At 54.1% G+C, this 11015-nt stretch carries 11 protein-coding genes and 1 riboswitch; of the genes, 1 reads left to right on the top strand and 10 read right to left on the bottom strand.

The features are described from left to right. Positions 1 to 2: 2 nt before the first annotated feature. A riboswitch (cyclic di-GMP riboswitch) is annotated at positions 3 to 88 on the bottom strand. Between the two features lie 182 nt (positions 89 to 270). From BLT35_RS05235 to pdhA, 7 genes are all read right to left on the bottom strand, one after another. Further along, complete coding sequence (locus tag BLT35_RS05235) at positions 271 to 1173, bottom strand: helix-turn-helix domain-containing protein (protein WP_074727194.1); 903 nt, start codon at positions 1171 to 1173, stop codon at positions 271 to 273. Beyond that, complete coding sequence (locus tag BLT35_RS05230) at positions 1142 to 1921, bottom strand: DUF429 domain-containing protein (RefSeq protein ID WP_054819158.1); 780 nt, start codon at positions 1919 to 1921, stop codon at positions 1142 to 1144. Before BLT35_RS05230 ends, BLT35_RS05235 begins: the two co-directional genes overlap by 32 nt. Further along, positions 1918 to 2067, bottom strand: coding sequence for a hypothetical protein (locus BLT35_RS26775; RefSeq protein ID WP_175471927.1), 150 nt, complete (start codon positions 2065 to 2067; stop codon positions 1918 to 1920). Before BLT35_RS26775 ends, BLT35_RS05230 begins: the two co-directional genes overlap by 4 nt. A 168-nt stretch (positions 2068 to 2235) precedes the next feature. Beyond that, positions 2236 to 3651, bottom strand: a complete 1416-nt coding sequence (lpdA, locus tag BLT35_RS05225; RefSeq protein ID WP_054819157.1) for a dihydrolipoyl dehydrogenase — start codon at positions 3649 to 3651, stop codon at positions 2236 to 2238. Between the two features lie 6 nt (positions 3652 to 3657). Next, a complete protein-coding gene (locus tag BLT35_RS05220) occupies positions 3658 to 5013 on the bottom strand; it encodes a dihydrolipoamide acetyltransferase family protein (protein WP_074727193.1) in 1356 nt (451 codons plus the stop codon). A gap of 32 nt (positions 5014 to 5045) precedes the next feature. Beyond that, a complete protein-coding gene (locus BLT35_RS05215) occupies positions 5046 to 6026 on the bottom strand; it encodes an alpha-ketoacid dehydrogenase subunit beta (protein ID WP_054820342.1) in 981 nt (326 codons plus the stop codon). Between the two features lie 19 nt (positions 6027 to 6045). Next, positions 6046 to 7116 carry a pyruvate dehydrogenase (acetyl-transferring) E1 component subunit alpha gene (pdhA, locus tag BLT35_RS05210; RefSeq protein ID WP_062409188.1) on the bottom strand — a complete coding sequence of 357 codons (1071 nt, stop codon included), beginning with the start codon at positions 7114 to 7116 and terminating at the stop codon, positions 6046 to 6048. Between the two features lie 222 nt (positions 7117 to 7338). On the opposite strand from pdhA, the gene BLT35_RS05205 reads away from it, so the two are divergent. Then, on the top strand, positions 7339 to 8067 hold the full coding sequence (locus tag BLT35_RS05205; RefSeq protein WP_074727192.1) for an alpha/beta hydrolase: 729 nt from the start codon (positions 7339 to 7341) through the stop codon (positions 8065 to 8067). A gap of 12 nt (positions 8068 to 8079) precedes the next feature. Here BLT35_RS05205 and BLT35_RS05200 read toward each other — a convergent pair whose 3' ends face one another. The 3 genes from BLT35_RS05200 to BLT35_RS05190 form a co-directional block, all read right to left on the bottom strand. Further along, a complete protein-coding gene (locus BLT35_RS05200) occupies positions 8080 to 8913 on the bottom strand; it encodes a lipoate--protein ligase family protein (protein WP_074727191.1) in 834 nt (277 codons plus the stop codon). A gap of 114 nt (positions 8914 to 9027) precedes the next feature. Next, on the bottom strand, positions 9028 to 9570 hold the full coding sequence (locus tag BLT35_RS05195) for a GDYXXLXY domain-containing protein (protein WP_083351193.1): 543 nt from the start codon (positions 9568 to 9570) through the stop codon (positions 9028 to 9030). Next, positions 9563 to 10789: a DUF2157 domain-containing protein gene (locus BLT35_RS05190; protein WP_074727190.1), complete on the bottom strand. Its 1227-nt coding sequence runs from the start codon at positions 10787 to 10789 to the stop codon at positions 9563 to 9565. The genes BLT35_RS05195 and BLT35_RS05190 overlap by 8 nt, the downstream gene beginning before the upstream one ends. Positions 10790 to 11015: the final 226 nt, after the last annotated feature.

The raw sequence follows: 11015 nt of genomic DNA, 5'->3' as shown, positions 1-11015 counted from the left end.
TTATCGGCGGCATGGCTGCCATAGCATGAAATACTTTAGGCCCATTGCTTTGCGTCCTTGCCTTTCGACAAGTTTGCCATTATCGTAATGAAATATTCCGTTTTATAATTAAATTATAATCAAGCAGATCGGCAAACGACAACACGATATAAGACAAAAGGACTAATCCATGCTTGTAGAAAGTATTTTATGTGTCATTTTTCGCTAAGATTCGACAAAAAGGTTAAAACATTGCATTATTTACGCCCGTTTTTACATATTGTTACAGATCTAATCGCGCCAAAGCTCGGTAATCGGAACACCCAGTGCATCCGCAATACATTGTATGGTATATTTATGCGGGTTTGTAATTTTTCCGTTTCTCATTTTGGAGATCGTGCCCACGGACAGTCCGGTCAGCTCAGAAAGCCTGGTTGCCGTCATACGGCGTTCCGCCATCAGCATGCGCAGCGTAACAGCTATTCCCGACGGTTCCCGTGTTTGCCCGTTTGCCAGGCATTTGCCGACAAAGGCAATTCGGGTGACTTCCTGCCTGCCGTTTAACAGAGGTTGAAAGCGAAATTCCATATCTGCCTGTCGATGGTTATGTACCCACTCCAGCGCCATACTGAAGCCGGATGCGGACAATAAGGCCTGGCGGAGCGAGTGCCTTACCTGAAGCAAATGTTTGGATCCGACAAAAGAAAGAAACGGCTGCGCTAACAAATCTTTTCTCTGCAGATCCAGCAAGGGGCCGTGGAGCGAGCAATCGGTAAAGCGGAATTTCGTCGTCAGCGTTCCGCTTACCTCATACCCCGTACCCTGCCGTAAAATCCATTTTTTGTCGCTGACGTCTCTGACAACCATAATATAGTAATAGACCCCATCCATAACCGTTTCGCGTAAAGATAGCTCCACATCCACTTGATGCCCGTGTTTTACGGTCCATCTCTCTTCCGAAAACAGAACCTCATCATACTCAAAAAACTCCGGGCGCTTCAATACCCAATCCCTGTATTCAGCCGATAGAAAAGATAAGAAGGATGCCTGCCCCAGCTCTTCTTTTGTATAGCCGATGATCTGGAAAAAAGCCGGATTCGCCTCTTCGACCATGAATTGACGGCCATCCCATTTGCAAAGACAGATGCCAACCGCAGCCTTTTCAACCATCAAGCTTGCCCAACGATTCGGCATTGTGCTTTTCCAACCTTTCCTCTTTAAGAAAACAGTAATAAGCTATGATCCGTTGTATTCCCAAGCGGTCCCCATCTCCGCCCTCGGGCAGTTGCCTCGGTCTGCCTTCACTCAACCATGCCGTTACCGCGAGCACAAGCGCATCGACGATATCGTCCCGCGCCACCGCTTTGCGCGGATACCGCAGCATCAGCTCTTCGACAACCTCGTCGGCTTGTGCATACACGCCCCGCAGATGCGCCATACGCTCGTCAAAGCCCGCCTGGCTCTTCTTCCCGCTGCGCATCGGGCCGCCGAAAAGCTGTGCGAGGCAAAGCTCCGGATGCGACTCGCGAAACGTTAAGCGGGCCGCTTCATCCTGCCGGAGCAGCCGGTCCAGCATGCGAATCTTCGGGACAAGCGCCCAGGTTTGGCGCGATAATCCCCGACCGCTGAGCCTGCGCTGGAGCGCATTCGCCTGCGCATAATCCGTGGCACTCAGCACCTCGCGGACGGGCGCAGGGAATATGCTGGACGCCCGTCCGGGCTTCAGCAGCTGCCGCGCCAGCACATCGCAGCGTCGCGGCTCGCTGCCGTCGGCCAGACCGATCGGCATATCGATCAACAACAACGCTGCCTGCCGATACGCCGCCCATAGGCTTTCCAGGTCCTCGAACACCCCCGCCGTCCAGCTTCCGTCAATCGTAAGCTCCACCGTCAGCCAGCCCGCCGGGCAGCCGTCAATGCCTGCAAAGGAGCCGCCCTTCATGAGTTTTCCGGCTCCGCTTTGCCGGCACCCGGATTCAACTGCAAAAACTGCTCAGCCATAAACCTTGTCCCGCACTCCCGATCCCATTCGTCCGCGGCTTGCTTGTTTTCGTCCCGATCCGCCAATAAACAGGTATGCGCTTGCATAGTTGAACACGCCCTTTATCCCTTGGTCATTGTCTTTATTATACATCCTTTTGCATGGAACGGACATGCTGAGACAAGGACAAATAGCGCCTCGGCATCCGTACTGCTTTAAACGCAAAAAGCCGAGGATACATGGATTTCCATTCATCCTCGGCTTTTCATTCTTTCTTACTTCCCTAACTGGTGAATCGGATGGCCAAGCGCGCCTTCGGCAGCGTCCATGGTAATCTCGCCAAGCGTCGGGTGCGCATGGATCGTGAGCGCGATATCTTCAAGCGTGGCTCCCATCTCAATGGCCAGCGTCAGCTCGGCGATCAGGTTGGACGCTTCTGCACCGACGACAAACCCGCCAAGCAACAGTCCGCTGTCTTTGTCGCCGATCAGCTTCACGAAGCCGTCGGTGGCGTTCATCGATTGCGCGCGTCCGTTAGCTCCATACGGGAACTTGCCTACGACGACATTGATGCCCTTCTCTTTTGCTTCCGTCTCGCTGAGACCGACGCCCGCGATTTCCGGATCGGAGAATACGACGGCCGGAATGACTTTATAGTCCACTGCGCTGGGCAGACCTGCGATCGATTCCGCCGCCACTTTTGCTTCATAGGAAGCTTTATGCGCAAGCGCAGGACCCGGTACGATGTCGCCGATAGCATAAATGTGCGGCACGTTGGTCTGGCATTTTTCGTTCACCTTGATCAGGCCGCGCTCGCCAACCTCCACTCCGGCGAGTTCCAGGGACAGGTCGCCGTCCGTATTGGGACGACGGCCTACCGTAACAAGCACGTAGTCGGCCGTGATTTTCTTTTCCTCGCCTTTTACGGTGTAGGTCACTGTTACATCCTTGTCGGTTTGCTCGGAGCTCTGCGCCAACGCTTCCGTCACGATGTCTACATTCAGCTTTTTCAGGTTGCGCGCCACAAGCTGGGTAAGATCCTTCTCAAAGCCGGGAAGAATCGAATCCGATCCCTCCAGCACCGTAACCTTCGTACCGAATTTGGCATAGGTTTGACCAAGCTCGATTCCGATGTAGCCGCCGCCGATCACGACCATGCTCTTTGGAATTTCCTTTAAGGACAGCGCCTCTGTCGAGGAGATGATCCTGCCGCCGAAAGGAAACGCCTTGAGCTCGATCGGACGGGACCCCGTCGCAATGATGCAGTGGTTGAAACGGTACCGGGCCGTTTCGTTATCGTTAAACACGCGCGCCTCATGCTCGTTGATGAACAGCGCCTCGCCATGGAATACCTGTACTTTATTGCCCTTGAGCAGCATGCCGACGCCGCCGGATTGCTTTTTGACGATGCCGTTTTTCCACTCCTGGACTTTGTTAAAATCGATCGAGACATTCTCCGCCGAGATACCGACCGAAGCGGCATGGTTGACCAGCTCATATTGATGTGCCGCGGATATCAAGGCTTTGGACGGGATGCAGCCGCGGTTCAGGCAGACGCCTCCAAGCTCGGCCTTATCCACCACCAGCACGCTTTTGCCGAGCTGGGCGGCACGGATCGCGGCGACATACCCGCCGGGACCGGCTCCGATGACAAGCACATCGATTTCAACTGATGCGTCTCCAACTACCATAACGGATTACACCTCCATGACAAGCAGTTCCGGATCGGCCAGCAGCTGCTTGATATAATTCAAAAAGTTTTGAGCAGTAGCACCGTCGATAATACGGTGATCGAAGCTTAAGGACAATGCCATGACAGGAGCGACAACGATCTCTCCGTTTTTCACTACAGGCTTTTCCGTAATCCGGCCCGTTCCAAGAATCGCCACCTCAGGGAAATTGATGACCGGAGTAAAGAACATGCCGCCGGCGGAGCCGATGTTCGTAATGGTGATCGTCGAGCCTCTCAGCTCGTTGGGTCCCAGTTTGCCCTCGCGGCCGCGCGCCGCCAAATCTTTAATCGCTTCGGCGATAGCCCACATGCTCTTGCGGTCGGCATCCGGAATAACCGGAACGATCAGACCGTTATCCGTATCGGTAGCAATCCCGATGTGGTAGTACTTTTTGTACACGATTTCCTGCTTTTCTTCGTCGATCATCGCGTTCATTACCGGGAATTGGCGAACCGCCGCAACCAGCGCCTTCACGATGAACGGCAGGTATGTCAGCTTGACGCCTTTCTTCTCGGCAATCGGCTTTGCTTTCGTACGAAGCGCGACGAGCTGCGTCACGTCGACTTCGTCCATCAGCGTCACATGCGGCGCCGTATACACGCTCTTCACCATGGCATTGGCGATCGCCTTGCGGATGCCTTTGAGCGGTACGCGCTCTTCCTCGCGGTCTCCGCTTGCGGCTGTTAAAGCCGCAGGCGCAGCTTTCGATGCTGCAGGAGCCGCCGTTTCCGCCGCTTCCGGTGCTGCAGCTTTCCCGCCGCCGTTCACAAATCCAAGCACATCTTCTTTCGTCACGCGCCCGTTCTTCCCGGTTGCCGTCACTTCCGCGATGTTCACACCCTTCTCGCGAGCCAGCTTGCGGACGCTCGGCGTAGCCAATACCTCACGCTTCTGGCTTCCGGCCGCCGCGGACGAGCCGCCTGCCATCGGCGTATCCAGCTTCGCAGCGTTCACGTTCGCCGCAACAGCTCCGCCCACCGCGCATTCGGCGCCGGTTTCCGCCCCAGCCGCAGCAGGCGCTGCCGCTTCAGCGGCGCCAGGCGCTTCGCCGTGTCCGCCCGCACTTTGCGGAACTTCACCCTCCACTTCAAAAATGGCTATCAAATCGCCAACCGTACACACCGTGCCTTCGTCAACCTTCAGCTCGACGATTTTGCCTTCCACCGGGGAAGGAACCTCTACAGTCGATTTATCGTTTTGCACGTCCATCAGGATCGTTTCATCGTTTACCGTATCTCCTGGCTTTACATGCCACTTGACAATTTCGCCCTCATGAATGCCCTCGCCCAGCTCGGGAAAACGGTATTCAAACTTTGCCATCGGTCAGTCACCGTCCTTACGATTTATCAGAATTAGAAATCCAGAACCTTATTCAAACCGGCTACGATGCGCGCCGGATTCGGAAGCCATTGATCCTCAATCTGTGCGAAAGGATATACCGTATCCGGAGGAGCCACACGCAGCACGGGCGCTTCCAGATGCAAAATCGCCTTTTCGTTGATCTGAGCGATGACCTCCGCCGCAATGCCGGCCGTTTTTTGCGCTTCCTGTACCACGATCGCACGGTTCGTCTTTTTGATCGATTCCACGATCGTATCGATGTCCAGCGGCATCAGCGTGCGCAGGTCGATGACTTCCGCCTTCGCGCCGCGGGTTTTTTCCAATTCTTCCGCAGCCTTCAGCGAAGTATGCACCATAGCTCCGTATGTGATGATGGTGACGTCAGAACCTTCGCGAACCACGTTGGCTTTGCCGATCGGAACGGTATATTCGCCTTCCGGCACTTCGGCGCGGAACGAGCGGTATAAATTCAGATGCTCCATGAAAAAGACCGGATCATTGTCGCGAATGGCCGAAATCAACAAGCCCTTCGCATCATAAGGATTGGACGGCACGACCACTTTAATCCCTGGCGTTTGCACCAAAAGACCCTCCAGCGGATCCGTGTGCAGCTCCGCCGCCTTCACTCCGCCGCCGAACGGTGTGCGAATGACGATCGGAGCCTGGTAACGGCCGCCGGAACGGTAGCGCATTCTGGCCGCCTGAACCGCAATTTGGTCAAACGCTTCAAAAATAAACCCGATAAATTGGATTTCCATAATCGGCCGGAAGCCTTGAATCGCCATACCGACGGCCATTCCGCCGATCGCCGATTCGGCCAGCGGTGTATCGAATACGCGGTTTTCCCCGAATTCCGCCTGAAGACCTTCCGTCGCCCGGAATACGCCTCCGACTTTCCCCACGTCTTCACCGAAAATTACCACGTTAGGATCGCGCTGAAGCTCAACCCGCATCGCGTCCTTGATCGCTTGAATCATTGTCATTTGAGCCATGGCTGATGGTTCCTCCCCTTTACGCTAAATAATCCGCTTTCTGCTCTTCCAAATGCTGCGGCGTCGTTTCGAACATGCTGTCGATCAATCCCGGCACCGTCATTTTTTCCGTCTGTTCGGCTTTCTTGATTTGCTCCGCCACCGTATTCTTCGCATCCTCGATCACAGCGGCCTCTTCTTCTTCCGACCACAGGCCCTTGCTCACGAGGTAATTGCGGAAGCGGTTCAACGGATCTTTCTGTTCCCATTCCGCCGTTTCCTCTTTCGTACGGTATTTGGACGGATCGTCGCCGGACATGGAATGCGGCAGGAACCGGTACGTTACCGCTTCAATCAGCGTGGCTCCCTCGCCATTGCGTCCGCGTTCCGCTGCATCCTGTACTGCTTTGATGACAGCCAGCACATCCATTCCGTCCACTTGCACGCCCTTAATCCCCGCCGCTACCGCTTTGTGAGCTATGGACAACGCAGCCGTTTGCTTGGAGAACGGAGTCGTAATGGCATAACCGTTATTTTGAACGACGAAAATCGCCGGCAGCTTGAAGGCCCCCGCAAAGTTTATCGCTTCGTAGAAATCACCCTCGGAGGAACCGCCGTCGCCGGTATACGTGATGGAGACACGCTTTTCCCCGCGCTGTTTGAACGCCATGGCTACACCCATCGCGTGCAGATACTGGGCTCCGATAATAATCTGCGGCATCAGCACGTGCACATCTTCCGGAATTTGACCGCCATGCTGATGTCCTCTGGAATACAAAAACGCTTGGTACATCGGCAAGCCATGCCAAACGATCTGAGGCATGTCGCGATACCCCGGACAAATAAAATCATCCTTATTCAGAGCGAACTCGCTGCCGATCATCGTCGCTTCCTGACCCGATACCGGCGCATAAAAACCAAGACGGCCCTGACGGGTCAGGTTTACGGCACGTTGATCCCACGTCCGCGTAAATACCATGCGGCGCATAACTTCCTTTAACTGATCGTCGGAGAGCTTCGGCATCGCTTCCGGATTGACTACCGTACCATCCTCAGCCAGAACGGACAACGGCTGAACTTCTTGCACGTCAACTATATACGGCTTGCTCATGATCAAATTCACCTCTAAGATAGATTTTTAGAAACATGAAAATGTCGATTATTTAAAATTTCTGTTATAGTATTATTATAAACCTGTTTTTATCAATAAGACAATAACTTACTTGAAAAATATGATATATACACATGCATAACACTATAACAGTTTCTCAAAATAAGTAATACAGATGCCTCTTTTCGACAAAACTATTATAATACAAAGGAGATGGCTATCATGGACGAAAGCTTGTACTACAAACGGACCATTGTAAAAGAAACGATATCTTCGGCTGAGCTCGGCAAAGACCGCTCCTTGCGAATATATCTCCCGCCCGGTTACAACGAGCTGCTGTCATACCCGGTGATTTACTGTCAGGACGGAGAAGACTTTTTCAATTTCGGACGGATCGCCACCACCATGAACCGCTTGATTTATGACGAGAATATAGAACCGGCCATCATCGTAGGCGTGGACGTGGATAAGTCGGTCCGCACCTCCGAATACGCTCCCGAAGGCAGCCGGTTTGCCGCATACTGCCGTTTTTTCGCCCGGGAGCTGGTGCCCTACCTTGAACATCATTACCCTGTACGGGCGGACTTAAACGAACGGATGATCGCGGGCGATTCTCTGGGTGCAACCGTATCCCTGCATCTCGCCTTAGATTATCCTAGCCTATTTTGTAAAGTTATATCCTTATCGGGCGCATTTTTCCAATCGACAAGAGACCGCATTGCGCAGGAGGACGATTTATCCAGGCTGCACGTGTCCATGGTGATCGGGTTGGATGAAACAGAGGTTCATACGGATCGGGGGACCTTCGATTTTGTGGAAGCGAATCGAATGACCAAACAGCTTCTCGAAGCGAGAAGCTGTTTGGTCAACTATGAGGAAAAGCCGGGGAAGCATATATGGGGCTTCTGGCAGAACGAGCTGCCATGGATGCTGAAGCAATTTCTTAAGTGATTGCAGCTGCCGCTATCCTTTTCGTATGCCGTAACGCTGCTTCAGCATACAGATCATCTCTATCACCTGATCGCGTTCAGGCAGCCACAGTCCGGAGGCGGCCCGCTCCATCCCTTCCGGAGTTTGCCGGTCACGGATCACCCGCTTGACGCCGTCGGCAAACTTCGCCGCGGCGGCGGCGCCGATGCCGGTAAGCTCCTCCAAGCTGGCCATACTCTCCTCCGTTACCCGGGGGTGATCCGAACCGCCGCCCGCTTGATCCGATGCGCGTTGATAAAACTCGCGGGCCAGCCGCGCTTTTTGCCTGCCCGTTCCTTCGGCCACCACAAAAGCCTGCACTACATAAGCGTGCGCTTGACGCCGTTGGGCAATGCCGCAAAATTTGCGCCCGCTGATACTCAGGTCAAAATCACCCGGACAATAGGCGCCCTGGACTTCACCCGTACTCACGCTCGCCCCGGTTTCCTGCAGGGTGAGCCGGATGAGTTCGACCATTCGCTCAAAGTCATCGCGAAAATCAATTTCTCCCTGCCTGCGTTTAGGCAGAATCAGCGATAGATTGACAACGCCGAGATCCAGCGGGACGGCCGCACCGCCGGAATTGCGCACGGCCACGGAATAGCCGTCCCTTTCGAGCCATTCGGCTGCTTTCCCCGCTCCCGGCAAACGGCTGTCGCGCAGGCCCATGACAAACGCCCGGGGATGCCGCCAAAGATGAACAAGCGGCGCTCCGCCCTCGCCGACATGCCTGCACAGCAGCTCCTCCAAGGCAAAAGGATACAGCACATCCGGTTCCGTCAGATCGTTGGACCGATCAAGGATCAGCAGATCGGTGAATTCGCTCATGATCTATCCCCTTTATGTACGTCTCAAAGTACGTCTCAAAATAGATACCCCCTATTGTAAAAGGGAACACTCTCCGTTGCAAGCGGGCGCATCCGCGTATCCGCCCCCTTTCTCTCAGTCTTTTCGGTCCTCCAACCCCTGAATCACTGCTTGGCCCCATGGAGCCACTTTCAGGTGAACAATCAACCGGTCCGCCTTCTCCTCCAACGCCTGGCCTGTGTTCTCCGGAACGTAGTATTTTTCAATCCCGTATTTCACGGCAATCGCATCGTCCCAGTTGTAATTGATTCGTCCTTTCAGGACGACCTCGCCCTGCCCGGCGGAGGGCTTCGACCCATAGGCCGCCTTGGCCTCAAACAGCCCATCGGCTCCGGGCGCCGCCACTACAAAAATCGTTTTGCCCCGCTCCGCCCGGCTGCCGGGATCCTTCCATAAGGAGGGATCCAGCCGGCTGATGTCATAACTTAAGGTCACGTAATCCCCATACAGCAGATCTCTCGGATCGACAGGCACCGTTCGGACGCGGACATCCTGACCGAACCAGCCGACGGCATAATACGATACGGCGACTCCGGCCAGCACCAGCGCCTGCAGCAGCACCAGTCCATACACAAGCAAGGAACGGCGCTTTACCGAAACCGCGCTCCCGTTACTCATGCCGAATCCCCTCCTTCGTATCGTCCAAAACCTGTTTTTTCCGGCGGTTCAGGAACCAGCCAAGCCCGAGAAGAATCATTCCGCCGATGATGAAAAACAGCGATTTGTCCATGAAATCCCAAGTCAATTTGCCATAAGCCACCAGCGTGCTGCAGATGAAGAGCAGCGTGCCGAAGTTGATTTTGAAGCGCCACTCCTGTGCATACCCGCACCATAAAACATACAGCGAGAAAAAGAACAGCGAGAGCAGGTACAACAATTCGATCCCCGAAGGCATGTAAATAAACGGTACCAGCAATACCCATTCGAACGCGCTTTGAGCTTTTCCGTTCTTCATTTTGCCCGCGAGCGAAACGGCGAACAGAAGCACCAGTGCTCCGATATAAAACAGCGGCTCCGGCCGAAGCTGCTCCATCATCCCGTCTTTCCATTCGCCCGGGAACAGGACCATATACACACCGAATATATACGCGGCTGTAAGCGGCGCCGACTGCAGTGCGTAACCGCCGCGGCGCTCCTCAAGCCAATCGCCCAGCACATAAAGCGACATAGCGGGAATGAACATCCACAGGAACGGAATCTGCCCCGACGTCGTCCACATCAGCAGATGCAGCGTTACGCTGAAGCTGAACAGCCAGATCAGAAGATGGCTGCGCCGCTTCCAGACATAAGTCCCAAGTGCCAGCACCAGCAGACCGAAAGCCGTATAGCTGAACGTATCGAACTCGTTGACACTGTACCACTGGGCAATATTGACCAGCAGCAAGCTCAGCAAATATAAATAACGGCTGCGGTAGAGGAATGCTGCCAGCGCCCCCGCGGCCGACCACAAAATGAACGTTCCCGCATGGTAAGCTATCAGATGAAACATTTGACCGATGAGGATGATGCCTCCGCCAAAGGTAATAACACCGAGAGCGACAAGTGCGATGCCCAGCTTATCGCTGCCCCTGCGCACCATGATCTCCCCCGCAACGTAGAAGCCCGCCATCGCCGCCATCACCAGGCACAACCGGACGAGCTGCGGAATATCCTGCCAATTGGCCGCAATAAAGCTCAAAATCCCAAGCCCGAGCAGAATGCTTCCGAGAATCGGAAGCAGACCGACGGCATGCTTTTTATCTTCATATAAATCCAGAATCTGATTCGCCTGCTCGCGGGTTACAATTCCCCGCTCGATCCAGAGAGGCGCTTGGTTTTCCACCCATTTTTTGCTCATAAGCCACACCACCTTTTGTCCCGGACCCTGCCTGCCGGCAAGGTACTGTTCATTTTAGTATATCCAAGCCGGATAAGAACGGAAGTACTAATTTCTTATAGTACCCGTTCATTCGCCTGCGAATTTATTACAGCGTTCGACATTAAATTTACAAAACGCTTATTCTATTTTTATGCCTGCTCCATTATAATGAAGCTAATTAGCACAATACCCGGAGGGAAAGTCC

The sequence above is a fragment of the Paenibacillus naphthalenovorans genome (assembly GCF_900099895.1).
GTDB classification, from domain to species: Bacteria; Bacillota; Bacilli; order Paenibacillales; family NBRC-103111; genus Paenibacillus_G; species Paenibacillus_G naphthalenovorans.
The sequence above is the reverse complement of the archived record's forward strand: the minus strand, read 5'-3'. Positions and strand labels throughout refer to the sequence as shown.

Excerpts from the sequence above, each read along its gene's own strand:
- BLT35_RS05235 (WP_074727194.1), bottom strand. The coding sequence starts at position 1,173 with ATGCCGAATCGTTGGGCAAGCTTGATGGTTGAAAAGGCTGCGGTTGGC.
- BLT35_RS05230 (WP_054819158.1), bottom strand. The coding sequence starts at position 1,921 with ATGAAGGGCGGCTCCTTTGCAGGCATTGACGGCTGCCCGGCGGGCTGG.
- BLT35_RS26775 (WP_175471927.1), bottom strand. The coding sequence starts at position 2,067 with ATGCAAGCGCATACCTGTTTATTGGCGGATCGGGACGAAAACAAGCAA.
- lpdA (WP_054819157.1), bottom strand. The coding sequence starts at position 3,651 with ATGGTAGTTGGAGACGCATCAGTTGAAATCGATGTGCTTGTCATCGGA.
- BLT35_RS05220 (WP_074727193.1), bottom strand. The coding sequence starts at position 5,013 with ATGGCAAAGTTTGAATACCGTTTTCCCGAGCTGGGCGAGGGCATTCAT.
- BLT35_RS05215 (WP_054820342.1), bottom strand. The coding sequence starts at position 6,026 with ATGGCTCAAATGACAATGATTCAAGCGATCAAGGACGCGATGCGGGTT.
- pdhA (WP_062409188.1), bottom strand. The coding sequence starts at position 7,116 with ATGAGCAAGCCGTATATAGTTGACGTGCAAGAAGTTCAGCCGTTGTCC.
- BLT35_RS05205 (WP_074727192.1), top strand. The coding sequence starts at position 7,339 with ATGGACGAAAGCTTGTACTACAAACGGACCATTGTAAAAGAAACGATA.
- BLT35_RS05200 (WP_074727191.1), bottom strand. The coding sequence starts at position 8,913 with ATGAGCGAATTCACCGATCTGCTGATCCTTGATCGGTCCAACGATCTG.
- BLT35_RS05195 (WP_083351193.1), bottom strand. The coding sequence starts at position 9,570 with ATGAGTAACGGGAGCGCGGTTTCGGTAAAGCGCCGTTCCTTGCTTGTG.
- BLT35_RS05190 (WP_074727190.1), bottom strand. The coding sequence starts at position 10,789 with ATGAGCAAAAAATGGGTGGAAAACCAAGCGCCTCTCTGGATCGAGCGG.